Here is a 26,526-nt window from a genome sequence, read left to right as displayed (position 1 = left end):
CTTGCTGGAAGGTGTAACCTTTGTTCATTGTCGAATTATAGACCTAATTGTAGATAAAGTTATAGACCCAATACATCAAACGGGTTTTGGAGGCTGCAAAATGAGTAACATGATTATTTTAAAATTACAGGGGCTAAGCTGCATGCACTGTGTCGGCTCAGTCACTAAAGCGCTCGAAGGGCGCGGTGATGTCACTAACTTAAAAGTCACTATCGATTATGCCGTGATGGAAAGTGATGCCAATGTGGCTGATTTAATTAAAACCATCGTTGACGCAGGTTATGAAGCTGAAGTGGCTACAGCCCCAGATATCGAATTACAACTTTCTGGCCTCAATTGTATGAAATGTGCGGGTAAAACACAAAAAGCACTCGAAGAGGTTGACGGTGTCGCCACTGCTGTTGTCGATACGACTAGCGCCAAGGTATATGGCACTGCTGATGCGCAAACGTTAATCGCTGCCGTTCAACAAGCAGGCTACAACGCAGAACTGGCTCAAACAAAAGCGATCACTTTAGCCCTTTCGGGTCTAACTTGCATGAAATGTGCCGCTAAAACACAGCAGGCGCTAGAAGCGGTTGATGGTGTTGAAAGCGCAACTGTCGATACCCAAACCGCTGTTGTTCGTGGTACGGCCTCCGTAGACGCCTTAATTGCTGCGGTTCAAGCCGCTGGCTACCAAGCCACTGAGAATGAATCTCACCCAAAAACTGAGCCGCTGAGTACCACAACTGAACAGCCGGAAGCTGATTCAGCGGCAATCTGTGAGATCCCGGCACAAGAGTCTGATTTAGGTGAACAGCCTGAAATTAGCCCAATGGATGACAGCATACAGTTACTGCTCGATGGCATGACCTGTGCCAGTTGTGTCAACAAAGTCCAGAAAGCCTTAAATAGCGTACCGGGCGTTGAAAATGCACGTGTCAACTTAGCAGAGCGCAGTGCTTTAGTCACCGGAACTGCTGAACCAAATGATTTAATCGACGCGGTTGTCAAAGCAGGCTATGGCGCGGAGATCATTCAAGATGAAGCCAAACGCCGTGAGCGCCAACAAGAAGTCGCGCAAGCCAATATGCGCCGCTTCCGCTGGCAATCGGCATTAGCTCTTGCCCTTGGTATCCCTGTGATGGTATGGGGGATGATGGGCGATAACATGGTGCTGACTGAGCAAAACCATACCATTTGGCTCACCATAGGTGCATTAACCCTTGCGGTAATGGTATTTGCAGGGGGGCACTTTTATCGTAATGCATGGCAAAGCCTGAAAAATGGCAGCGCCACTATGGATACCTTAGTTGCGTTAGGAACAGGAGCGGCTTGGCTTTATTCGATTGTGGTGAATATTTGGCCTGAGTTATTCCCAGACCAAGCTCGCCACCTTTATTATGAAGCCAGTGCCATGATCATCGGTCTTATTAACCTTGGTCATGCCCTAGAACAGCGAGCTCGCCAACGTTCATCAAAAGCCCTTGAACGCTTGCTAGACCTGACACCGCCAACTGCCCGTGTTGTCACAGAGCAAGGCGAAGTGGATATGCCACTGGAGCAAGTCAAAAAAGGGATGGTTTTACGCTTAGCAACTGGTGACCGTGTCCCTGTTGATGGTGAAATTATCGAAGGCGAGGTTTGGTTAGACGAAGCCATGCTCACGGGTGAGCCGATCCCACAGCAAAAAAGCAAAGGGGATCAAGTCCATGCAGGTACTGTGGTACAAGATGGTACCGTGCTATTTCGTGCCGCTGCTGTTGGCAGCCAAACGACTTTAGCTCGAATTATTCACCTTGTTCGCCAAGCACAAAGTAGTAAACCACAAATTGGCCAGCTTGCTGACCGTATTTCTGCCGTCTTTGTGCCGATTGTAGTGGCTATCGCCTTAATTTCAGGTGCAATTTGGTACTTTGTTGGGCCCGCACCACAAATTACTTACGCACTCGTTATCACCACAACCGTGTTAATTATTGCGTGCCCTTGTGCGCTTGGCCTTGCAACACCAATGTCGATTATTTCTGGCGTGGGCCGAGCGGCTGAGTTTGGCGTGTTAGTACGCGATGCAGATGCATTACAGCAAGCCAGTGAATTAGATACCATTGTATTTGATAAAACAGGTACATTGACTGAAGGCATGCCTCAAGTTACGGATATCCACGTGTTTAATGGGTTCGAACAAGATACCGCCTTACAGTTTGCCGCTTCATTAGAAAATGGCTCTAATCACCCACTTGCCCGCGCTGTTTTAAATCGCGCAAAAGGCTTAACACTACCCGCTAATGAGCAGTTTAGAACCTTAGCTGGGTTAGGTATTAGTGCAATAATTAACGGCCAAACTATTTTGTTAGGTAACCAAAAACTGTTAGCGCAAAATAATGTTGATACCCGTGACGTTGAAGAAACATTACACCAACAAGCCACTCAAGGCGTAACGCCTGTTTTACTGGCTGTTGATGGTAAAGTTGCCGCACTGTTATCTATCCGTGACCCATTGCGTGAAGATAGCATAAGCGCACTGGCGCGGTTACATAAACAAGGTTTCCGATTAGTCATGTTAACCGGGGATAACCCAGTAACTGCCAATGCGATAGCCAAAGAAGCGGGTATTGATGAGGTAATAGCAGGCGTCATGCCAGACGGTAAATCCGCCGCGATTGAAGCCTTACAAGCTAAAGGCCACAAAGTTGCGATGGTGGGTGATGGTATCAATGATGCCCCTGCTCTAGCCCGAGCTGACGTTGGTATTGCGATGGGCGGCGGCAGTGATATCGCTATTGAAACAGCATCGATTACCCTGATGCGCCAAAGCTTACATGGTGTAGCCGATGCAGTGTCTATTTCGAAAGGAACACTGCGTAATATGAAGCAAAACTTATTTGGGGCCTTTGTTTACAATACCTTAGGTATCCCAATTGCCGCGGGTATTTTATACCCAATTACCGGGACTTTACTTAACCCTGTCGTTGCAGGCGCAGCAATGGCTTTATCATCCATTACCGTGGTCAGTAACGCAAACCGCTTATTACGCTTTAAACCTGAAAAATAATACCCAAAAGTGGGAGGAACATGAGTTCCTCCCTTTTTAATGATGAATGCTGTTCATATCTAAACCTTATCACTACAACACTTCATTTTCTTACTAAGTAAAAATCGCATTATTTTTTATGTCATTAATATCAAGCTAAGCCTATACTTATAAATAGTTAGTTACTTAATATTTGGAGTACAAAATGCTTAATATTGATCGTGAAAAACTCGCCAAACTTGCAGGCGAAGAGTTTAAAAAGCAACGTACCTTTTTGGTGATCTTATCCATTTTACTGTTGGCTGGTGGAATTTTTTGCATTATCAACCCAATGATTTCAGGCATTGCCGTTAGTACCGTACTTGGGGTGCTCCTGATTATTGGGGGCGTTGGCGCGATTGTAAGCATTCTAAGTACCGTGATCTATACCGGTTGGTCCCGGTTATTTGGTTTTGTTATTGGCCTTATCTATATCATTGTCGGCTACTCGTTTATTAAAGACCCGTTACAAAGTTTGGTAGCTTTGGCTATTTTAGTGGCGGCTTTGTTTATCGTGGGTGGGGTCATTCGGCTGTATGTCGGCTTCCAACAAATTAGCTCAGCGGGTGGCTGGTTACAAATCATCATTGGGCTGTTAGATTTCTTTATTGCCTATTTACTTATCGGTAATGGCCCAATTACATCAATTACCTTACTGACAACCCTAATTGGTATCGAAATGGTGTTTAGTTCCTTTAGTTTGTTCACGTTACTCAGTGTATTTAAAGGTATCAGTAAAAATAATTAACCCTACCATGCCCCTTTGACAGGGGCATTTTTTCGCCTCCACGATGTCATCAATCTGCTAAAAAATGCGCAATTCGCGATGAGTATTCGCAAATTGCGGCTAGATTGTTTAACCTAATAAAATGAGAGATAACACAGGGGCGAAATCGTGGGTAAACTGTTCGAAAATTTAAAAAATTGGCTTCATACGCAAACCGCTCCGGCTTACCCTTACCCTGCCATTGATATTCGGCTATCAAAAAATCTTAAATTGCACGTTGTGGGTAGCATCCATATGGGAACAGAAAATATGTTTCCTTTGTCTGCCACATTATTAGATAAACTCAATCTCGCAGATGCCTTGATCGTTGAGGCGGATATCACTGAAACTCACTCCCCATTTCCTAGCGATACCACCGAACTTCTCCCTGTCGAACAACGACTCACTCTTGATGAATATCACCTTTTTCAACAATATTGCTTAGAGCTCCGCCAATCCCCCGAACGCTTTGATGCCTTACCCTCATGGCAAATCGCCCTGATTTTGCAAGCAACCCAAGCCCAAGAGCTCGGGCTTAGAGGCCATTACGGTATTGACTACCAACTTATCCGTAATGCGCAATCACAACTCAAACCAATTATTGAACTAGAAGGAACCGCCTCTCAAGTTGAATTGCTGCTTTCTTTGCCTAATAATGGGTTAGCGTTATTACAAGACTCATTGAACCACTGGCGTGAAAACGCGCGCTCGCTACAAACGATGATAGGCTGGTGGCTAGACTACCAACCCAATAATCGTACCGCTTTACCCAATACCTTTAGCGAAGATATTTACCAAGTATTGATGAAGCAACGAAACGCGAATTGGAGCGAACAACTTAGGTCACTTCCTGATGGTAACTATGTGGTTGCCGTTGGTGCGTTACACCTGTTTGGTGAAAATAGTCTAGTAGAATATTTGCGAAACTAAGTCATAAATAGAAGGCTCAAAATGACCCCAGCCGTTAAATTACTCGAAAAACAAAAAATTTCCTTCACTTTACATCCTTATGACCACGACCCAAATGAAAGTAACTTTGGTGATGAAGCAGTACAAAAACTTGGGTTAGATGCCAAGCAAGTGTTTAAAACCTTGTTAGTCGCACTCAATGGCGATCAAAAAACGTTAGCCGTGGCCGTCACACCTGTTTCAGGGCAATTAGATTTAAAACAGGTTGCCAAAGTGTTTAAGGTCAAAAAAGTTGAAATGGCGGACCCACAAATCGCTCAAAAAACAACGGGATACTTGCTTGGGGGAATTAGCCCATTAGGTCAAAAAAAGCGCTTACCAACAGTAATTGACGACCAAGCTCAGCAATATGCCACTATGTTTGTTTCAGGTGGGAAACGTGGGCTAGATATTGAACTTGCTCCTACCGATCTCGCCAAAGTGCTGAATGCAACCTTCGCTGAAATACGAAAATAGCATTACACTTTGATGGCATTGAGGATTATTGGATAGTATTAAACTAAAAAGCCCCACTGTGAAATAAAGTGAGGCTTTCAAGGTAATAATGATTTAATTATTTATTATTATAAATAATCTCACCTTTTGGCTCATAGTCTGCCGCTTTCAGCGGGGAGTGTTTTTCAATATACCCTTTGAGCACTTCCGCATCGACAAAGCCGGTATTAACATAATTAGGGTGGTTGTCAATTTTCGGGTAACCGTCCCCACCAATTGCATTGAAATTCAACGTTGCCATACGATACGTTTTGGCCGGGTCAACAGGCTTCCCATCAATTTTGACATCACTAATCGTGCCATCTTTATTCAGGGTTAAATTCACATTGTAGAACTGACCATACGCGCCTGCATCTGGTTTCATATTCGCAACCGCAGTCAGATATGGGATAACTTCATCACCTTTGAAGTCCACATAAACTAACTCATTGGCAAACGGTTGAACCTTAAGCACATCTTTATAAGTGATATCGCCACTTTCAATGGAATCACGAACACCGCCACCGCTCATAATCGCGAAATCAGCCCCTGCGCGTTCTTTTTGTGCAGCTAACAGAAGATGCCCCATATTGGTTTGCACAAAACGCACTTTACTGCGATCACCTTCAAGTTTACCTTCAACAGAGCCCACTTTAACACTCAATTGCTTGTCACCTTTTTCTTGATAAGGTGTCAGTAATTTCATCATGTCAGGGTTATGAGCAATTTCTTGCGTATAGTAAACTCGCTCGCTAGTCCCATCTTCTTTTGTGACTTTTTTCTTCAAGTTAATTGGGATTAACTGGTAGTGCTTCAGGGTAAACTTACCGTTTTTAAATTCAAAATCCGCACGGCCAACATATTTACCCCATTCATGGGCTTGCACAATCCAAGTTCCATTTTGGTTATCTGGCGCACACGGTGTACCGGGTACATAGTCTTCCTGTTTGTAGTTTTTCTTTTCTTGAGACATACAAACAGGGTCTTGTGAGTGACCACCCACTATCATATCTAAATAACCAGCGGGTAAGCTGCGTGCCATTTCTACATCGCCCGGGGCATTCGAACCATGGTTGCCATCATCATAATGCCCCATATGGGTTGCGGCGATGATAATGTCTGGTTTTTCTGTCGCACGGAGCTCTTCAACCACTTTTTTGGCTTCGTCCGCAGGCACACGGAATTCGACATCAGGGAAGTTGGCAGGGTTACCAATACGCACGGTGTCGTCAGTGGTTAACCCCATAACAGCAATTTTTACACCTTGTTTATCAAAGATTTGGTAAGGTTTGAAAAGGCGTTTACCTGTACTGCTTTGATAAATATTGGCGGATAAAAACGGAAAGGTTGCCCATTTTTCTTGCTGACGCAGCGTCTCAAGTGGGTTATCAAACTCGTGGTTTCCTAATGCCATTGCATCGTAACCGACTAAGTTCATTCCTTTAAAATCAGGTTCTGCATCTTGTAAATCAGACTCTGGTACACCGGTATTAATATCGCCACCAGAGAGCAGTAAAACACTGCCACCTTGCTTAGCAACTTCGTCACGAATTTCATCAACTACCGTTTTTTGCGCTGCTAAACCATATTCACCGTGGTCGTTGTGCCAAAAGTGGCCATGATGGTCATTGGTATGCAAAATGGTAATATTGTATGTTTTGTCTTTTTCCCACGCATTTGCCATAGTTGCGGGTATTAACGCTAACGATACCGTTAATGCGCATGCCTTAAATGCAAACTTCATACATTTCTCCCTGCTGGTATAGGAATTTTTATACAGTCATATTAGATTATAGTTTGTCACTACCTGCTGTCTTATAGCATAAAAATATGAGCAGGATTTGATACCTATTGCAGAATAAGAAATTCGTTTCATAAAAATGAGATCGCCATCAAATAATTAACGGGCACTAGTTATTCACGTGATTTATTTATTCATTTAAATAAATTGTATTTCAGTTATATTAATAACAATTATGTAACACAAAAAGTTGATAATGACATGAGTGAGCAAACCACAACCCCCAACAACCCAAGCCCGTCAAAGCCATTAAATAAAACAGGGAAAACGGTCTTTAGTATCCTAACTGCGATCAGTGTTTCTCATTTACTCAATGACATGATCCAGTCACTGATCTTAGCCATTTATCCTTTATTACAATCTGATTTCTCATTGAGTTTTGCCCAAATCGGGATGATTACCCTTACTTATCAAATTACCGCATCACTGTTGCAACCGATTATTGGCTACTATACGGACAAACACCCACAACCTTATTCCTTGCCAATAGGAATGAGTTTCACGCTAACGGGGTTAATCTTGTTAGCGATGGCAGAAACCTTCCCGACCATATTACTTGCAGCCGCATTGGTTGGAACTGGTTCTTCTGTCTTCCATCCTGAATCTTCTCGTGTTGCTCGTATGGCTTCAGGGGGGCGTCATGGTCTGGCACAATCATTTTTCCAAGTCGGAGGCAACTTGGGCGCCTCCCTTGGGCCACTACTTGCAGCACTAATTATTGAACCCTACGGAAAAGGCAATATTGGCTGGTTCTCGCTCGCAGCTTTGCTTGCAATTGTTATTTTGTTGCAAGTCAGTAGCTGGTACAAACAACAACACCGCGCAGCAAGTAAAAAGCCGATCAGTGCAGGGAATGTTAAAGTCCTACCACGAAAAACAATTATTGGCTCTTTGGCAGTACTGTTAATTCTGATTTTTTCAAAATATTTCTATTTGGCAAGTATCAGTAGCTATTACACCTTTTATTTGATCGATAAGTTCGGTGTTTCTGTACAAAATGCTCAGATTCATTTGTTTGTTTTCTTATTTGCCGTTGCCGCAGGTACTATGATTGGTGGGCCAATAGGTGACAAAATAGGACGTAAATACGTTATTTGGTTCTCAATCCTTGGAGTTGCGCCATTTACCTTAATTTTACCCTATGCATCTCTTTATTGGACTGGGGTACTTACCGTAATTATTGGTATGATTTTAGCCTCTGCATTTTCGGCTATTTTAGTCTACGCACAAGAGCTGATCCCTGGTAAAACCGGCATGGTATCAGGGTTGTTCTTTGGGTTAGCATTCGGCATGGGGGGCGTTGGCGCTGCCGTTTTAGGCCATATCGCAGACCAGACCAGTATTGAACAAGTTTATCATTATTGTGCTTTCTTACCCTTACTTGGGATTTTTACAGTATTGCTGCCAAATATTGGCAAAAAATAGATTTATTTTCTTATTTTACCCATACTTACCTAAAAATAAGTATGGGTCTTTCCTTCCATAATTCAGATTAATTTCAGATAAAAATCTCACAAACACACAGCTTGTAACGATTTAGCTCCTTTAACCTGTCTTTTTTTTAAAAACATTTCATTTTTTTAAGGAAATTTATCTCAAAAAAAGTTAGAATATAAAAACATGCAATTTGCATTTTAAAATGAAGGCCTCATTTTAAAAGTCAACGGCATGTACCCACCTTTCTATTTTTATATTCACCAGAGGAGACTAAATGGAGCATTCAACGCCCTTAATCACAACCATTGTTGGTGGTCTCGCCCTTGCATATTTGTTAGGTATGATCGCGCAGCGATTAAAAATTTCCCCTTTAGTTGGCTATCTTGCGGCCGGTGTTCTCGCTGGCCCATTTACCCCTGGCTTTGTTGCTGATGCAGCATTGGCGCCTGAACTTGCTGAAATCGGTGTTATCTTACTGATGTTTGGGGTAGGCCTACATTTTTCATTAAAAGATTTACTTGCTGTTAAAGCTATCGCCATTCCTGGAGCCATTGCACAAATCGCAGTGGCAACCTTACTGGGTCTTGGCCTGTCCATGTTATTTGGCTGGGGAATATTTACAGGTGTTGTATTCGGCCTGTGTTTATCAACCGCCAGTACCGTCGTATTACTACGTGCTTTAGAAGAACGCCAACTGATTGAAAGTCAGCGTGGGCAAATTGCTATAGGCTGGCTGATTGTTGAAGACCTCGCCATGGTCTTAACACTTGTTCTTCTGCCTGCTGCTGCGGCTATCATGAACACCGATGACGCTAGCTTCAGTGAACTCACGTTAGGCCTTGCATGGACAATAGGTAAAGTTGTTCTATTCATATTTATTATGATTGTCGTGGGGCGTAAAGTTATCCCATGGATTTTATCACGTACCGCATCAACAGGTTCTCGTGAACTGTTTACTCTTGCCGTACTAGCACTTGCATTGGGTATTGCCTATGCCGCTGTGGCTATTTTCGATGCCTCATTTGCCCTCGGTGCGTTCTTCGCAGGGATGGTATTAAATGAGTCTGAGCTCAGCCACCGTGCTGCACAAGACACGCTGCCATTACGCGATGCCTTTGCCGTCCTGTTCTTTGTCTCAGTTGGGATGCTGTTCGACCCAGTGGTATTAATTGAGCAACCGCTAGGGATTTTAGCCGTTCTCGCCATTATCATTATTGGTAAATCCGCAGCCGCCTTAGTACTTGTTAGGATGTTTGGTCATTCACGACGAACTGCATTAACCATTTCTGTTAGTCTTGCACAAATTGGTGAGTTTGCCTTTATCTTAGCCGGTATGGGGTTAACCCTAGGCGTCATGGATAAAGATGCACAAAACTTAGTATTAGCAGGCGCAATTGTCTCGATTATGCTAAATCCTGTGTTATTTAGCTTATTAGATAAGTACCTTGAGAAAACCGAGACAATCGAAGAACAACTGCTGGAAGAGACTCTGGAAGAAGAAACCCAAGTTCCTGTCGATATCTGCGGCCACGCAATCATCGTCGGTTATGGTCGAGTAGGTGGTATGCTTGCAGACAAACTGCGTAGAAGGGAAATTCCGGTTGTTGTTGTTGAAGATACCCGCGCTCGGTTTGAAGAACTTGCTGAAAATGGCTTTAGTGCAATTTTAGGCAATGGTGCAAATAAAGATATCATTAGCCTTGCGCGTATTGAATGTGCCAAAACATTGCTTTTAACAATCCCTAATGGTTATGAAGCCGGTGAAATTGTCGCAACCGCAAAAGAAATGAACCCAGATGTCACTGTGATTGTTCGTGCCCATTATGATGATGAAGTCAGCTTTATCAAAGAGCGTGGAGCAGACCATATCATTATTGGTGAACATGAGATTGCTAAATCCATGGCGACTCTCATGTGCAATGATGTGGAAGAGTTCGGTTGTTCAATCGATGATTTTATTGATAATGACAATAAAAAAGTTGAAGGCAAAAACTTAGATGAATATCTAAAACCTAGCCACTAAACACAGCCCTATCTTTAAAGCCGTAGCCTTTGGGTTACGGCTTTTTTACGCAAACTTTTTGCTCATCTATTAGGTAGTATTCCGTAAATATAAATCACCTAGGAACTTACCGAATGAAAAAAACGTTCTTATTTCCCCTATTAACCTTGCTTGCTTCATCTGCTTATGCAGCTGAAAACTGTAGTGATGAACAACGGAATATGCATCGTGATAACTTGCATTTGATGATACAAAAAATCGTTTATGGCCCTGTCAAAACAATTAAATCTATAAACTATAGCTCGGTTCCTAAAGGCTCATCGTTAGACACTAAAACGATTGAAATGATATTTTTACCTTGTGGTGAACTGGAAAGCTATCAAAGTGAATCAAAATGGTTTTTAAATGGAGAGCTCTTCTCATCACTGAAAAGAACAATCCAGAAAAAACCAGTTTATACAATGGTGAACCTGATTTCATTCGACCAACCCGTGCAGAATATGGAAAGCAAATTCACTTTTGAACAAGACTCATCAGGCAAAATATCAGAAATCAAAACTCAAGACCAAGCAGGTAAAGCCTATACTGTCACAGCTAAGTATAAAAATGGCAAAATAGATTCGACAAAAGGGTTTTCTGAAGGGACAGAGGTGTTTTACCAGTATTCCTATGATGACCAAGGTAGGTTAGCCACCATTAATGGCAATTCAGGCCGAGATACTCGCCAATTTACTTATGACTCTGATGGCTTTTTTCAGAAAGAAACACGGGCAATTAAAATTGATACTGATGAAATAACTACTGTCATTGAATGTCTCGAAACTGATAAATATGGTAATTGCTTAACTGAAACAGTAACCAATTTACATAGTAGCCAGCCAACCCCTTTAATTGAGACGTTTAAATACCAGTACCAGTACTATTAAAATTAATTAATATTCCACAAAAATCCATGACGATAAAACGTCATGGATCATCAAGATAACTATAAATAAGCGTTATTCTGCCATTTGTACTTTGAACTCATCCCCTGTCCAAACCGGCAACCCTTGGTCTTTAAAAAACTGAATTTCCGCTGCAACACCACCGCTCTTTTCCCAGCCTGGCAATGTCAGCACAATTAAACCATCACAGCGCTTTAGAAATTCCATATCAATAGAAGACCATGCGACTTTTTGCCCCTGTGAGGCCAAGTATTGGTTAATTGGATGGGTCATCGTGATTTGGCTATAAGTAGCGATACCTTTAAGCGCAAGTTCTGCCGCAAATTTAGTACATTCAGCAAAGCGCATTTCTACGACACTGCTGTCGGGGTCTGAATAAGGGCAAGCAATAAAATAGAGGCTCATAATCATTCCTAGTATTGGCGTTAATCAAATTTTGGGTAAAGTAACCCTATGAAAAATAATTAAATATATTTCATAGGGTGTGTTTATAATTGAATGATGAAAATTAAAGCTTATTCAACATCCGCAACAATAATTTTCGTTTTAGGATGTTTTTTATTCTCAGGTAATTTAAATTCTTTGCTGGTTGTCACCAAATAATCAATATTGTCCCAACTCGTCACAAAATTAATCGCATGCTTATTAGCCTTTGTTCCATCCGCTAACACCATTAATTTATCGCTGTTTTCCATCATCTTTTGCGCGATTGCAGCTTCATCGACGTGCTGATCCATCACACCATGCAATGCATGTATCGCCCCTGCCCCAATCACTGCGTAATCTGCAAAAAACTCAGCAATATTTTTTAGCGCAATGGCGCCTAAACATGCGTTTTGTGCGGCGTTAAATTGCCCACCAATCAAAATTGTTTCGATAGTTACGTTTTCTTGTAACGTATTTGCCAATAAAGGCGAATTCGTAATAACCGTTAAATTATCAATCAATTTGATTCTTTGGCTAAATTCAAAGGTCGTTGTGCCAAAATCGATAAACAATGTGTCTCCGGGTTTAATCAGTTCCGCGGCTTTCGCTGCAATCGCTTTTTTCTCATCAACCGCGGCTTGGGCTCTTTCCGTAAAATTACGTTCAAATTTTGACTGAATGTTTACGGCTCCACCATGGACTTTTTTTAGTAACTTTTGTGTTTCAAGTTTACTAAGGTCACGACGGATAGTTTCTTGCGCGACATTAAAATGTTTAGCAAGCTCCTGTACGTAAACCTGCCCTTGAGTAGAAAGTAACTCAATGATGGTTTGATGACGTACTTTTGAGGAACGTCCCTCACACATAGTTTAATCCTTCTTAACCATTTAACTTTCCAGCACTATACAACAGTGATGCTAATTTCAGTAGCTCCCCGTTGTATTTTTGTTAAATCAATGTTTTTCAGTAAAATACGTCGGGTTGGTAAGCAGCGATGCCGTTTTTCATATAACAGAGTATTCCCTGCCATAACACGGATGGTTCCGCTTACTGGTTGTGTAACTTTGATATTAAAATCAATCTGTCGCACCGATAAATCATCAATATCTATACATGCTGGAACACTAAAACAAATTTTCGGGTCATACTGCACAGGAATACATTGGGCCACTTTTAATTGCTGCTGATGATGATTCGCTAATAAATCGTCAGCAATCCGCTCTCCTGTCACCAATCCTTCTTGATAGCATTGGTCGCCCATATCGGCTGGATGCAACATATTACCAGCAGCATAGTAACTGGCATCTGAACAACGCCCATATTGGTCTGTTACCGGTTTTCCTGTCGCCGCATCAAACTCCAAATGGCTTTTACGGATTAACGTATTTTCACCGACAAATTGCCCCGTAAAAATGACCGAATCACACATAATTTTGTGGCTTTTACCGTTAGTTTCAACAACCACATATTCCACACGATCTAAGCCACCAATTTCAGTAATTTTACTGTTTAGATGAATGGGGGTTCCCATCACTTTGGCAAATAAAGTCGCGGGTTTAAACGCTAAAATCCGCTCGCCACTTTCAATCATCGCTTGGGCTTTAACACCGGCGTTTTTTAGTGTCCATAGCGCAGAAAAACTCACTAATTCACTGCCTACAATCACTGGATTACGGCAAGGCTTCTTACCGTTTAAATAAACAAATTGCTGTAATGCCCCGGCTGTTAATACCCCTTGAGGGCGCAAACCTGAAACTAAGCGCGGGTGTCGAGGTGTCTCTCTTACCCCCGTCGCTATCAATACTCGTTTAGCTTGCATTTCAACAAGGCCTTCTGGCGTTGAAACGGTTAATTTTCCATTAGGTTGTAACGCAGTCACGGTACTACGGGTGAAAATTGGCGTGTTTCCCAGTTGATTGACAATTTTTTCTGCAAATTGATTGCCTTTCATCGGCCGTTTAAAGGCTAATATGCCAAATGTAGGGTGCTGGCAGTGACGCGGAACGCCTCCCGCCTGTGCTTCACGTTCAATAATAGCGATATTTTGAACACCACGACGGCGTAACGCCTGCGCTGCCGCAACACCAGTAGGGCCAGAGCCAATGATAATCACATCATAATTTAAACTCATTTTACGGCCTCCACTGCCAGTGTGTGGTCAAAGCGACCATTAATGATTTCAGCCACCTGACTACTACAATAAAACCCATTACAGCGCCCCATCATCACTCGTGTTCTGCGGCGTAAAGCGCCCAAACATTCGGGAGGAATATCCGAATCAAATGCGGCTTCAATCTCCCGCTGAGTCACTAATTCACAATGGCAAACAATACCGCCATTGCTTTTGCATTGGTAATCCCGTTGGTGATATTCAGAAATCATTGGCATGGTTGGCCAAATTAGCGCTTCTGGCGGTGATAATTCAAAAAGTGGTGTGAAGTTTTCTTGATACAATTTACCAAGATAACTAGCCACCCCTAAAGCTGAAGTTAGGCCTGTTGAACGAATTCCCCCCGCACACATCCACTGCTTTTCAGGGTAATCATTAATGCGGTAATATTTTTCTTCTGTAGCAGGACGTAACCCCGCATAGGTTGCGGTCACACTGTAATTATGCAATGAAGGTAACATACGTGAACCTTGGGCAATTAAGTCTTCAAGGACTTCTTGTTTTACCTCAGCTTTCCAGCGGTCATCTTGTTCTTCCGCTGTTGGACCAAGCAAAAGGTTGCCGAAGATAGTTTTTGATAACAATACGCCTTTTGTGATAGCGGTCGGTACAGGTAGGATAATTGCATTGATATCCGCTGCTGCGGCTTTATCATAGACGAGAAACTGCCCTTTACGTGGCTTTATTTGGAACGGTGATGGGTGGCAAATTGATTCAACAATGTCACCATTAATTCCCGCACAATTAATGACCAAACGGGCAGAAAACTCACCTTTTGATGTGGTTAATCGCCATATTCTATCATTGAGTGCTCCACCGCTTACCTCACAATGAAAACGGTATTCAGCCCCATGTTTCACCGCTTGGGTTAAATACGAAAGTGGTGTACTCCATGGGTCAATAACCGCTTCACCTGGCACAGAAACAGCCGCGAGTGCTCCCGGTGCTAGATGAGGTTCTCTGCGATAGAGTTCTTCTTTATCAATAATTGCCACATCTAATACATTGTTAGTGTGTGCTTGCTCTACTATCGCAGGCAATTTACTAAGCTGCTCATCATTCCATGCAACCACTAATGCCCCTGTTTCAAGAAGAGGTAAATTCATTTTTTCTCTGATTTCAATGAATTCACGATACCCCTCTTGCATGCACTCAAGTTCTAGACTCCCTGGTGTGGCGTCAAAACCTGTATGTAATAGCGCACTATTTGCCTTACTTGCTCCCGAAAGGATGTCACCTCCACGTTCAAGTAACAACGTGTTGGCACCCATCAGTGTGAATTTACGTGTCACAGCACAGCCAATGACACCACCGCCGATGACAATGACATCCCAAATTTTTTTATTATTAATATCCATGGCTGAGATCCTTAACTTAAAACTTGCACACATAAAACCACATAATTACCACAATCACAATAATTAAAACAACACAAAGCACAACAACAACCAAAAAATTACTCACATTGTTACTTTATTGTGATTTTTGTCACATTAGTGAAACTTACTGTGAGTTTTTTGTGGATTTTATTTCCGATTAAACGATAGTAAGCAAAAAAACAGACCTATTTACAACATTTATAACACTGGGAATACTGTGATGCTCAATCAACGTTATGCGGCTATCGATCAGGGAACAACGGGAACCCGGGTCGTTGTCTTTGAAGAAGGCGGCCATTATCACTCCCCTATGAGCATTCCTCATAAACAAATCACATTGAATAGTGGTTGGGTTGAACATGACCCAGAGGAAATACTGGCCAATATCATTAAATGCTTACATAGCTGTGAAGTGGTTGATGCTATTGGACTTTGCCATCAAGGCGAAAGTATTGTGGCGTGGGATGCGGACAGCAAGCGCCCTTTATACAATGCTATTGTTTGGCAAGACTTACGGACAGAAAAAACTATCTCAATGCTCAAGGAAGCAGGGTTAGAGCCGCTGGTACAGTCTAAGTCAGGCTTACCGCTAGACCCTTATTTTTCCGCCAGCAAAATGGGTTGGATTATTGAAAATGTCGTCGGTGCGAAAACATTAGCGGATAAAAATAAATTACGTATTGGTACGATGGATGCATTCTTCCTCGACCGCTTATGTGGCGTATTTGTCACCGACTACAACTCAGCGTCTCGAACTTCATTACTCAATATTCATACCTTGGAGTGGGACCAAGAACTATGTGACATTTTTGGTGTTCCCATCCACTGTTTACCGCCTATTAAAGACAATATTGGTGACTTTGGCGCGATAAATCTTGATGGGCACCTCACCCCAGTCACCGCCATTATTGTTGACCAATTTGCTGGCACATTCGGCCATGGTTGTCGTGAAAAAGGTGATGCCAAAATCACCTTCGGTACAGGCGCGTTCTTGCAAGCACTTACTGGCACCGATATTCCACAAACTCATAACAGTGGTTTATTACCGACACTCTGTTGGAAGTTTCCCAACCAACCCCCTGTCTTTGGCTTAGATGGTGGCGTATACAACGCAGCATCTGCCATTAATTGGGCTCGCAAAATCGGTTTGTTTGACTCATTCGATGAACTGGGTGATTTCAGGGCTGAATCCGCCATTAAACGTGGTCTTGCCTTTGTCCCAGCGTTATCTGGTTTAGGGTGCCCATACTGGGATCGCAGTGCCGCAGGTCTCTGGGCTGGGCTTTCATTAGATACTGACAAAAAAGACATGATGCAGTCTGTCTTGGAAGGTATAGCAGCACGCTCCGCTGAAGTTATTTTTGCAATGGAAAAAATTTCACCGCTAGGCCAATCAATCTCAGTCGATGGAGGGCTTTCTTCAAATCAATATTTTAAGCAATTTTTAGCTAATTTATTACAAAAAGACATTGAAGCACCAGCAAACCGTGAAGTAACCGCACTAGGAGCTGCCTTACTGGCTCGCAAAGGCATAGGGATCACTCACGAAATGGCGGTAAGACGCAACGCTACTGTGACACATCCTGATGGAACGAATATGCAAGGTGTGATGGAACAATATCGCGACATCATTGCCCGTTCTCGCCAATTAAGACACTAAAATAATAAAAGGAAACCCTACCATGGCTGAATTCGGAAATTATATTATTTATTTGATCATGTGCGGAGCCATCATTGGCGCAGTCGCATCCATAGTGAAACCAACCAGTGAACTTGGGAAAGAGTTTGTTAACGGGATCTTTTCTATCGGCCCTGTATTTCTTGCTCAAGCGGGGATCATGGCCGCAGTGCCGCTGCTCTCACAGTTAATCTCTTACATCCTTGGTCCCGTCTTTTCTTCAGTCGGATCAGACGTCTCCATTGCAGCTTTATCGATTATTGCGGTTGATATGGGCGGTTACCAGCTAGCTGATGCTTTGACAACTAATCGAGATATGTGGATCACGGCAATGCTGATCGGTTATACCTCGGGTGCCACCATTGTTTACCTGATCCCTGTAGGGTTAACAATGTTAAATCGCAAAGATCATAAGTATCTTGCGCTTGGTGCAATGGCAGGGTTGATCTCAATACCATTTGGCGTACTCGCTTCACTTCTGTTAATTACGTTCAATAATATTCCTGTCAGGGATATTATTTCCACGAACTCACCGGCAGCACATCAATTAACCTTAGATTTCTTTACCATGTTGCAATACTTGATGCCGCTGTTTGTATTCTGTTTCTTATTGGCTGCTGGGCTAAAATATCGCCCGATGTTAATGGTAACTGGCTTCCTGATTTTCGGTAAAATCATGGATGCATTCGTCAAATTAGTCTTAGCGTTTTCCATTGTTGAACACTTTACTGGTGTATTCACTAAAGTTTTCGGCGCATGGGGCTTCGACCCACTATTTGCTGACCAAAATGAGCTATTCCGTGCCATCGAAATTGCAGGCTATATCGGTATTATGTTAGCGGGGACATTCCCAATTTGTTATCTGTTCCAACGCTACTGCAAGCCTTTAGTACGTGCATTAAGTAACCGTTTAAAGCTGAGCGATACGGGTTCTTTAGGATTTATTATGGTTATGGCAAACATTATTGCTACTTATCACTTATTCAAAGAAATGCGTGCGAGGGATAAAGTATTATGTGTCGCATTCGGTGTTTGTGCACAGGCAACCATCGGTGACCATCTTGCTTTCACCGCTAACTTCCAACCCACTCTCGTTTTACCTATTTTACTTGGTAAGTTGGTAGGTGGCTTCTTAGCGGTATTTATTGCAATTAAAATCTCAGTACCGCAGGCGATGCGTTATGAAGCTGAAGATGCAAAAGCAGCCGAAATAGTTAAAGAAGAAAGTGAACTCGCGGTTGCTAAACAACATTAATTAGCATTAACCATACTTATATATTTAAAGATAATTAGCTGTATGCCAAATATGAATACTCATAAAGTAGCATACGGCTTTTATTTATTAGTCTGAAATTAACTCAAACTCTCATCAATTATTAATATTGTACTCACTATATGGTTATCTATATTAGTCATCATTAACCATTACATTATTTATAGATACATAATTTGAATGTAAATAATTACTTCAATTAATAAAATTTAGTGACAACAACTCATCAAAATAATTGTTCAAAAAGAAAGGCACCTCAATAACAATTATATTGAAGTGCCTTAAAATCGATATCATTAATTAAAATGAGAATTATTTCGCTTTAACGTTCCCAATAAGACTCTTCTAAGCTATCTTCTTTTTCAGGTAAGCCACGAGTCAAACGAGGCGAATGCTGAGTTAATACTTGATAACTTACACGATTAGCATATTTACATACTTGAGCTAAAGAAGAATACGTTAAGTATTGGCGCTCATGTTTACTGGAATTAGGCACATTAGAACGGTGGTAAGAATTGGCGGTAATATCGTGAAGTAATGCCGATAAAGCCCCGTCTCCCGCCCCATTTGTGTTCATTATTTTCTCAGGTCCCCCCATATAAGGCTCGATATGAGAGAAAATTCGTAATGGAACTTGGCAATCTTGCTGGCGCATTGCTCGGCTAAACTCGTACAAGTTAAATTCTGCAATTGCCCCCGGTAATAGTGGATGTTGCGTCGTACGTTTATAGGCGTCTTCGGTGTAGCCTGCCATATACAGGCCTGATGGGCCCGCCGTACATAAAACTAAATCTACCCAGTCTAATGCCATATTAGAGGCAAGTAATGGGTCACTCAGCCCTGTCAGTTCCTGCGCTTCGTCTTCATTCATTGCAACTACTGAAATATGCTCCGCTAAAAAATCACGCCAAAACTGAGGGTCTTGAGCAATAACAAATTTAGTTCCAAGCGTTAACACTACGGGGACATTGTGCTTTTTCGCATATGCAATAGCCTGCATAGTCGCATCAGGCATGGTTTCTCCGGGTTTACAGCGGACTAAATAAGCCGTTAATACCAACGCAGAAGCCCCAGCAATAATGTCCTCGGGAATGCTATTTGGGTGCAAGCGATTCATATGGCCAGGGCTGATAGCAAACGTTCGCTCGCCATTTTCAGTGATCAAGGTAAAACAGCGCCCGATAGGGCCATCCACACCTTGTAGAAAATTCAAATCCATGCGACTTGAGGTGTGACACAAATAGCGATACGCATAGCTACCAATTTGGATGCTATTGCACATTGTGCCCAATAAAACTGACCTGTCATCGGCTAAAACCGAATAGTTGTGCAGCGTATTGCCAATCGTTCCACCTGCAAACTCATGAGTAATCAAGGCATTATCTGTAAGTTCTTTATACAAAGCTTCGGCGACATCGTCTTCAATAACCAGCGAATGCCCCTTACTCAATTGATAGCGCTGAATGAAGTCGTCATCCACTTTCGCTTCAATATCGACTAATGTTTGGTCGATACCAACAATATAGGACTTACAATTCTCATCATCCGCCAATGTTTCTTTTAAAGGCTGTAATAAAGGATCTCTGAGACTAACAGGAAAATAGTGTTTTGACTTGCGTTGACCGGGGAATTTCATAATTAGAAGATTAACAATGGAACATCACCCTATTCTAGCACGATAAAATAAAGCCAGCACCTGCAAAGAAGGCACTGGCCCCATTGTTTGTCATTTGGAAGTTATTTTATTGATTTTGATATTTATAATCGCGATAAAGCTCCCGACTTAACACAAATGCACAGCTCAAAATTAAACCGAGTATTGCGCTTAATGCAACAATTAACGATGATTTTGGTGAATCTTTATGCAACGGTAAGTCTGGCGTTAAAATAAACTTAACGGGTGTAAAATCTAATTCTTTAGCGGTTACTTCTTGTAAATTATCAAGGTAAATTTTACGGTTCTGTAAATTTTCGCTCATCAATGCCAAATCACGATTTTGGGTTTCAATCAGTAATTTTTTCTCTAAAGCTTCAGTTCCTAACGCAATAGGGTAATCAGGGTCATCATTGATAGCAACAGAATCGCTGGCTATCGGCTTTTCAATTCCAGCTGCTTTTGCAATATCAACGGCTCGTTTAAGCCTTTCAACCTTAACATCGTATTCAGTTTGAATTTTGCTAACTTCGCGTTTTAGTGACTCACTGGCATAAATAAGTTTCTCTGAAATCATATTGTCGATTTCAACTTTTAACTGTTGCCTTACTTTCGATGCGCTATAGCGAATATAACCTTCAAGTAAATCTTGGGCTTCCGTTGGCAAAGGTGCAGTAAAGCTCAAAACAATATCATTTGAAGTACTGTTTTTCTCTTTTGAGAGATCTTGAATTTTAATATCATTAGAAATGATTGAATTTACTAGCCTTTGTTGAGCAATAACATCATCTTTCGGGTCAATTTTCTCTGCCAGATTATGGTAATAATCAGTACTTCTTATATAACTTTCTTGATTAACTTTCGAACGATACTGGTCAACAAATGCATTAAAAATACGTTGAGCACTTAAATCAATAGGAATATCTAATACATCCAGTTGAGCTTTAAATGCGTTAACTTCTTTGAGCTCTTCAGATGCAGGAGGAATAACAATAGCAGTACTGCTCCATTTTTGAGGTAATAGTTTTACAACACCAACACTCACCACAATACAAACAACCGTAAATATAAGAATCAAAAATTTATGTTTTAACAAAATGGAAAACAAGGCCATTAAATCAATTTCATCGTTTTGCTGTATTTGAAATTGATGAGCAGAAGGTGACTTCTGCTCTATATTACCTTGTGGTGGCTGCTGCTTATTGCTCATATTAATTCCAAAAGACATAACATTTATTCAATCATTTATAATTTCAGATAAGTGATTATAGTCTATAATCAGCTTATTGATATATCGATAAGCAAACTTTTCTGCATTAATTTACTGAATTGATTACTTTAGAACATCTTGAATTATTGAATTAATCATATGAATGCTATTCGGATTATCATTTAATGCCGGTATATAATTATATTTGTTACCACCACTACTCATAAAAAACTCTTTATTTTGCTCGCTAATTTCTTCTAATGTTTCTAAGCAATCAACTGAAAAACCAGGACAAATGACCTGAACCGACTTTACGCCTTTGGAGGGTAATTCATGCATGGTTTTATCCATATATGGCATCAGCCAAGGCTCACGTCCAAAGCGTGACTGATAGGTCAGCATGACTTTATCACTTGGGTAATTTAACGCTTCACGGAGCGCCTCTGCCGTTTTTTCACATTCCTGCTGGTAGATATCACCTGTATCACAATAACGCTGTGGAATACCGTGGAACGACAATATAAGCCTATCGGGTTCACCATGCAGAGCAAAGCTTTCTTCTATCGAAGCCACTAAAGCTTGAATATAAGCAGGGTGTGTCGCATAACTACGAATGAATTGCACGCTTGGAATGGTACGTCTACTTTCAAACGCTCTGGTTAATGCATCATAAACCGCAGCCGTTGTTGTGCAAGAATACTGTGGATACAGTGGAAGAACCACTAAATCGGTCACGCCTTGGTCTAGCAAGCTATCCACCGCACTTTTGATTGAAGGCGAACCATAGCTCATGCCTATCTCTACGGCAATATTAGGCAATAGCTCAGCTAATTTTTGTTTTTGACGTAAAGAATAAACCAGTAATGGCGATCCCCCGTCTAACCAAATAGATTGGTATAACTTCGCCACTTTAGAAGAACGAAGAGGTAAAATCGCCCCATGTAAAATCGGCTTCCAAATCAAGCGGGGGACATCTATAACGCGTTTATCGCTAAGAAATTCGGCTAAATAGCGTTTCACTGCTGAGGTCGTTGGGGCATCAGGGGTTCCTAGGTTAGCTAACAAAATGCCGTATTTTTTTTCTGACATGAAACAACTCCTAATTGATAATTATTCCCAACTTTAGCACAGTTAATTAACGATTTTTGTCACCAAGTGGTATAAAAAACAAAGGCAGCGATGATCGCTGCCTCCATATAATACCTTATACTTAAAATAATTCGAATTGCAGTTACGATTACTGCAACACAAAGCATGGTAAGTACAAATATTAACCTAAGATTTTTGCTAGTTCTTCACTAACTTCTGCCACTTTACGAGTACCGTCTAATTTGAAGTACTTGGTATTACCTTGTTTAGCTTCATTTTGGTAATACGCAATTAAAGGTGCAGTTAATGCATGATATTCAACCAGACGCTTACGCACGGTGTCTTCTTGGTCATCTTTACGGATGGTTAATTCTTCACCTGTTACATCGTCTTTGCCTTCAACCTTTGGTGGGTTGAAGTTGATGTGGTAAACACGGCCTGATGGCGCATGTACACGACGACCAATGATACGCTCAACAATGATATCGTCTGGTACATCAAATTCCAGTACGTTATCAACCGTGATACCCGCTTCTTTCATCGCGTCCGCTTGTGGGATTGTACGAGGGAACCCATCCAACAAGAAGCCATTGCGGCAGTCATCTTGTTTGATGCGCTCTTTAACTAATGCGATAACTAATTCATCAGTAACTAATTTACCGTTATCCATCAGCTCTTTAGCTTGTAAGCCGAGTTCGCTCCCTGATTTAACAGCTGCACGTAACATGTCACCTGTTGAAATTTGAGGGATCCCAAACTTTTCCATAATAAATTGAGCTTGAGTGCCCTTACCAGCGCCTGGAGCGCCAAGCAGAATGATACGCATTGCGTAAACCCCTTGCTATTTAGATTTTTATAATTTGAAAAGAAAACAAGCTACCATACCATTAGCATACGGCTTTACTCAAGAACACACGTAAACGATTTCGCATTTATCTTTTTTCGCAAAAGAAAAAAACCACGCTAAAGCACAAGCAAAAGCGTGGTTTATGCTCAATATCGAAAATATCAAATTAAATTACTTTAAAAGTAATTCATTGATTTTACGAATAAATAGGTTTGGATCTTCCAATGTACCACGTTCTGCTAATAATGCTTGATCCAACAATACATCTACCCAATCAGCAAACACAGATTCATCTGACACTTCTGCGGCTTTTTTCACCAATGGATGTGTTGGGTTCAATTCGAAGTTATATTTTACTTCTGGCGCGGCTTGCCCTGCTGCTGCAAACAGTTTTGCCATTTGTGTACTCATTTCATCCGCATCTGTCGTAACAATGGCAGGCGTATCCGTTAAGCGATGTGTGAGTTTAACTTCTTTAACACGCTCACCAAGGAATGATTTAACGCGTTCAACAAATGGCTCTAATTGTTTATCCGCTTCCTCTTGTTCCGCTTTGTTTTCATCCGCTAGCTTATCTAATGACTCGTCTGCTTTGCTCACGGATTGGAACTGTTTACCGTCGAATTCAGACAGATAGTTCATCATCCATTCATCAATACGGTCAGATAACAGTAGGACTTCAATACCTTTTTTACGGAATAGCTCAAGGTGTGGGCTGCCTTTCGCCGCCGCATAGCTATCTGCAGTGATATAATAGATTTTATCTTGGCCTTCAACCATGCGGCTTACATAATCTTCTAAAGAAACATTCTGTACGCTGCTATCGGTATGAGTTGTTGCAAAACGCAGAAGTTTAGCAATAGTTTCACTATTTGCCATATCTTCCGCAGGGCCTTCTTTCATCACCAAGCCAAATTGTTGCCAGAAGGTTTGGTATTTTTCTGTGTCAGATTTAGCCAGTTTCTCAAGCATTTGCAGAACACGTTTCGTTAATGCGCTGCGTAAACTACGAGTTAATGCGCTGTCTTGCAGTATTTCACGAGACACGTTCAGTGGTAAATCATTGGAATCCAACACCCCACGAATAAAACGCAGGTAATTAGGCATAAACTGTTCTGCGTCATCCATAATAAATACGCGTTGAACATAGAGTTTCAAGCCGTGCTGTTGGTCACGATTCCATAGGTCAAATGGCGCTTTAGACGGCACATACAGCAAGCTCGTATACTCTTGCTTACCTTCTACACGGTTATGTGACCATGTTAGTGGGTCTGCGTAGTCATGGGAAATATGTTTATAGAATTCAGCGTATTCTTCGTCTGAAATTTCAGATTTGCTACGAGTCCACAATGCTTTCGCTTGGTTAATTTTTTCCCAAGTTACCGTACCGTCTTCTTCATTTTTTTCTTCGATTTCAACTGGTAAAGCAATATGGTCAGAATATTTGCTAATCACTGAACGTAAGCGCCAGTTATCCAGATATTCCTTTTCATCATCGCGCAAATGCAAAGTGATTTCGGTGCCGCGCTCCGCTTTTTCAATATCAGCGATGGTGTATTCACCTTCACCAGCAGATTCCCAGAACACACCTTCATCGGCAGGGGCACCAGCTGCGCGGCTACGTACAGTCACTTTATCAGCCACAATAAATGCAGAATAGAAGCCCACACCAAATTGACCAATCATTTGGCTATCTTTGACTTGGTCACTACCTAATGACTCTAAGAATGCTTTTGTGCCTGACTTCGCGATAGTGCCGAGGTTTTCAATCACCTCTTCGCGGCTCATACCGATACCGTTATCACTGATGGTCAATGTACCTTTTTCTTTATCGGCACTAATACGCACGTGCAGGTCACCATCGTTTTCATACAGTTCTGGTTTAGATAATGCACGAAAACGCAGTTTATCCGCCGCATCTGATGCGTTGGAGATCAATTCACGTAAGAAAATCTCTTTATTTGAATAAAGAGAGTGGATCATTAATTGGAGGAGTTGTTTAACTTCTGATTGGAAACCACGTGTTTCCTGACCTTTCATACTCATTAATCGCCTCTATTTCATCAATTCAATTGGATAGGTTTGACTTATCGATGCAGATTAATTGGGGGCGAAAAAATAGAATTCAACCACTAACCACAAATTAGAAGCTAAATTAATATGAATGAAAGGAAATGACCGAAGACTACGATGCTTTTGCTTGAAGGATATTTTTGAATTAAGGGTTTTGCTTTGAGGGGTTTGCCTTTAAATTTTAAAAACAGCACCTCACCATCATCCTCTAAATAATTTGTGCCGTAGCTAGGCGTCGAATGCATTAATCCCTGGGAGCATACACAAGTATGTGACTAGGGTTGATGCATGAAGACAACGCTACGGCGCAAAGAATGACGAGGACTTTAGAGCCGTTGGCGCCCCGCCAACGAGTGAGAAAGTGTGGTTCCATCAACCATTTCCAACTCCCCCCCCACAGGCACCCCGTGTGCAATTCGGCTCGCAGCCACCCCATATTGCGCGCACATTTGGCCAATATAGTTTGCTGTCGCTTCACCTTCAACCGTTGGGTTGGTTGCTAAAATCACTTCATTGATAGTCTCTGATGCCAAACGCTCTTCTAGTCTATCAAGACCGATATCCATTGGGCCAATACCATCAAGTGGTGACAAATGCCCCATCAGCACAAAATAACGCCCGGAAAATTGCCCGGTTTGTTCTATTGCATAGATATCTGCTGGGCTTTCAACAATACAAATCAAACCATTTTGTTGGCGGCGAGGGTTATCGCAGATATTACAGACCTCTTGTTCTGTAAATGTTCTGCAATCACGGCAGTGACCTATTTCAGACATGGCACGAGTGAGCGATTGCGCTAAACGCATTCCCCCACTGCGGTCACGCTGTAAAAGATGAAAAGCCATTCGCTGCGCTGACTTGGGGCCAACCCCTGGGAGACAGCGCAGAGCTTCCATCAAAGATTCAAGAAGCGGACTTGTTTGCATTAGAATGGCATCTTAAAGCCTGGTGGTAATTGCATACCACTGGAAACACTTGCCATTTTTTCTTTCTGCGTCTCTTCGATACGACGAGCAGCATCATTAAATGCCGCAGCAATCAAGTCTTCTAACATTTCTTTGTCGTCTTCGAGTAAGCTAGGGTCAATTTCAACACGGCGGCAGTTGTGTGAGCCGTTAATCGTCACTTTAACTAAGCCAGCACCAGATTCGCCTGTAGCTTCTAGTTGAGCGATTTCTTCCTGAACTTTTTGCATTTTATCTTGCATTTGCTGGGCCTGTTTCATCAGGTTACCCAATCCACCTTTACCAAACATAGTTATCTCTCACAACTGAGGCTACAG

The 26,526-nt window shown here is 41.9% G+C and carries 21 protein-coding genes; 9 read left to right on the top strand and 12 right to left on the bottom strand.

Going from position 1 to position 26,526, the window contains the following annotated elements:
* Positions 1-100 precede the first annotated feature (100 nt).
* The 4 genes from copA (at position 101) to ybaK (ending at position 5,243) form a co-directional block, all read left to right on the top strand.
* Positions 101-3,034 (top strand): copper-exporting P-type ATPase CopA, encoded by a 2,934-nt coding sequence (gene copA / locus PR834_RS03600; protein ID WP_206277285.1) that lies wholly within the window; start codon positions 101-103, stop codon positions 3,032-3,034.
* Between the two features lie 184 nt (positions 3,035-3,218).
* On the top strand, positions 3,219-3,800 hold the full coding sequence (locus PR834_RS03595; RefSeq protein ID WP_004260329.1) for an HdeD family acid-resistance protein: 582 nt from the start codon (positions 3,219-3,221) through the stop codon (positions 3,798-3,800).
* Positions 3,801-3,947: 147 nt separating this feature from the next.
* Positions 3,948-4,748 (top strand): TraB/GumN family protein, encoded by an 801-nt coding sequence (locus PR834_RS03590; RefSeq protein ID WP_047757018.1) that lies wholly within the window; start codon positions 3,948-3,950, stop codon positions 4,746-4,748.
* A gap of 21 nt (positions 4,749-4,769) precedes the next feature.
* A complete protein-coding gene (ybaK, locus tag PR834_RS03585) occupies positions 4,770-5,243 on the top strand; it encodes a Cys-tRNA(Pro)/Cys-tRNA(Cys) deacylase YbaK (RefSeq protein ID WP_004260336.1) in 474 nt (157 codons plus the stop codon).
* 97 nt (positions 5,244-5,340) lie between these two features.
* Here the strand turns inward: ybaK and ushA are convergent, their stop codons facing one another.
* Positions 5,341-7,005: a bifunctional UDP-sugar hydrolase/5'-nucleotidase UshA gene (gene ushA / locus PR834_RS03580; protein WP_004913593.1), complete on the bottom strand. Its 1,665-nt coding sequence runs from the start codon at positions 7,003-7,005 to the stop codon at positions 5,341-5,343.
* A 258-nt stretch (positions 7,006-7,263) separates the two neighbouring features.
* On the opposite strand from ushA, the gene PR834_RS03575 reads away from it, so the two are divergent.
* The 3 genes from PR834_RS03575 (at position 7,264) to PR834_RS03565 (ending at position 11,427) form a co-directional block, all read left to right on the top strand.
* A complete protein-coding gene (locus PR834_RS03575; RefSeq protein WP_004260347.1) occupies positions 7,264-8,487 on the top strand; it encodes an MFS transporter in 1,224 nt (407 codons plus the stop codon).
* Positions 8,488-8,773: 286 nt separating this feature from the next.
* A complete protein-coding gene (ybaL, locus tag PR834_RS03570; RefSeq protein WP_094960970.1) occupies positions 8,774-10,522 on the top strand; it encodes a YbaL family putative K(+) efflux transporter in 1,749 nt (582 codons plus the stop codon).
* Between the two features lie 113 nt (positions 10,523-10,635).
* Positions 10,636-11,427 carry a hypothetical protein gene (locus tag PR834_RS03565; protein ID WP_272536439.1) on the top strand — a complete coding sequence of 264 codons (792 nt, stop codon included), beginning with the start codon at positions 10,636-10,638 and terminating at the stop codon, positions 11,425-11,427.
* 72 nt (positions 11,428-11,499) lie between these two features.
* On the opposite strand, the gene PR834_RS03560 is transcribed toward PR834_RS03565, so the two are convergent.
* The 4 genes from PR834_RS03560 to PR834_RS03545 all read right to left on the bottom strand — a co-directional run bounded on the left by PR834_RS03560 (position 11,500) and on the right by PR834_RS03545 (position 15,399).
* Positions 11,500-11,850 carry a DUF1937 family protein gene (locus PR834_RS03560; RefSeq protein ID WP_036958284.1) on the bottom strand — a complete coding sequence of 117 codons (351 nt, stop codon included), beginning with the start codon at positions 11,848-11,850 and terminating at the stop codon, positions 11,500-11,502.
* Between the two features lie 110 nt (positions 11,851-11,960).
* Positions 11,961-12,737: a DeoR/GlpR family DNA-binding transcription regulator gene (locus PR834_RS03555; protein ID WP_004260363.1), complete on the bottom strand. Its 777-nt coding sequence runs from the start codon at positions 12,735-12,737 to the stop codon at positions 11,961-11,963.
* A 35-nt stretch (positions 12,738-12,772) separates the two neighbouring features.
* Positions 12,773-14,002, bottom strand: coding sequence for an NAD(P)/FAD-dependent oxidoreductase (locus tag PR834_RS03550; protein WP_153673148.1), 1,230 nt, complete (start codon positions 14,000-14,002; stop codon positions 12,773-12,775).
* Positions 13,999-15,399: an NAD(P)/FAD-dependent oxidoreductase gene (locus PR834_RS03545; protein ID WP_272536438.1), complete on the bottom strand. Its 1,401-nt coding sequence runs from the start codon at positions 15,397-15,399 to the stop codon at positions 13,999-14,001. Before PR834_RS03545 ends, PR834_RS03550 begins: the two co-directional genes overlap by 4 nt.
* Before the next feature lie 241 nt (positions 15,400-15,640).
* On the opposite strand from PR834_RS03545, the gene PR834_RS03540 reads away from it, so the two are divergent.
* Positions 15,641-17,080 carry an FGGY family carbohydrate kinase gene (locus tag PR834_RS03540; protein ID WP_004260369.1) on the top strand — a complete coding sequence of 480 codons (1,440 nt, stop codon included), beginning with the start codon at positions 15,641-15,643 and terminating at the stop codon, positions 17,078-17,080.
* A 22-nt stretch (positions 17,081-17,102) separates the two neighbouring features.
* The gene (eutH, locus tag PR834_RS03535) at positions 17,103-18,353 is read left to right on the top strand and encodes an ethanolamine utilization protein EutH (RefSeq protein WP_004260372.1); all 1,251 of its coding nucleotides are present in this window, start codon (positions 17,103-17,105) and stop codon (positions 18,351-18,353) included.
* Between the two features lie 340 nt (positions 18,354-18,693).
* Here the strand turns inward: eutH and PR834_RS03530 are convergent, their stop codons facing one another.
* From PR834_RS03530 to PR834_RS03500, 7 genes are all read right to left on the bottom strand, one after another.
* Positions 18,694-20,007, bottom strand: coding sequence for an inosine/guanosine kinase (locus PR834_RS03530; RefSeq protein WP_036958371.1), 1,314 nt, complete (start codon positions 20,005-20,007; stop codon positions 18,694-18,696).
* Between the two features lie 106 nt (positions 20,008-20,113).
* Positions 20,114-21,235 carry an LPS O-antigen length regulator Wzz(fepE) gene (gene wzz(fepE), locus PR834_RS03525; protein ID WP_112307160.1) on the bottom strand — a complete coding sequence of 374 codons (1,122 nt, stop codon included), beginning with the start codon at positions 21,233-21,235 and terminating at the stop codon, positions 20,114-20,116.
* A gap of 123 nt (positions 21,236-21,358) precedes the next feature.
* Positions 21,359-22,324 carry a ferrochelatase gene (hemH, locus tag PR834_RS03520; protein WP_004260382.1) on the bottom strand — a complete coding sequence of 322 codons (966 nt, stop codon included), beginning with the start codon at positions 22,322-22,324 and terminating at the stop codon, positions 21,359-21,361.
* A 181-nt stretch (positions 22,325-22,505) separates the two neighbouring features.
* Entirely contained in the window at positions 22,506-23,150 is a 645-nt protein-coding gene (gene adk, locus PR834_RS03515; protein WP_004260386.1) for an adenylate kinase, read from the bottom strand.
* 192 nt (positions 23,151-23,342) lie between these two features.
* Positions 23,343-25,211 carry a molecular chaperone HtpG gene (gene htpG / locus PR834_RS03510; protein WP_206277548.1) on the bottom strand — a complete coding sequence of 623 codons (1,869 nt, stop codon included), beginning with the start codon at positions 25,209-25,211 and terminating at the stop codon, positions 23,343-23,345.
* Between the two features lie 359 nt (positions 25,212-25,570).
* Positions 25,571-26,170, bottom strand: a complete 600-nt coding sequence (gene recR, locus PR834_RS03505) for a recombination mediator RecR (protein ID WP_004260396.1) — start codon at positions 26,168-26,170, stop codon at positions 25,571-25,573.
* Complete coding sequence (locus PR834_RS03500) at positions 26,170-26,499, bottom strand: YbaB/EbfC family nucleoid-associated protein (RefSeq protein ID WP_004260403.1); 330 nt, start codon at positions 26,497-26,499, stop codon at positions 26,170-26,172. Before PR834_RS03500 ends, recR begins: the two co-directional genes overlap by 1 nt.
* Positions 26,500-26,526 lie beyond the last annotated feature (27 nt).

The organism is Providencia sp. PROV182 (genome assembly GCF_028480325.1).
Taxonomy (GTDB): domain Bacteria; phylum Pseudomonadota; class Gammaproteobacteria; order Enterobacterales; family Enterobacteriaceae; genus Providencia; species Providencia hangzhouensis.
Note: the sequence above shows the minus strand (reverse complement) of the source record. Positions and strands in the feature narration are given on the sequence as shown.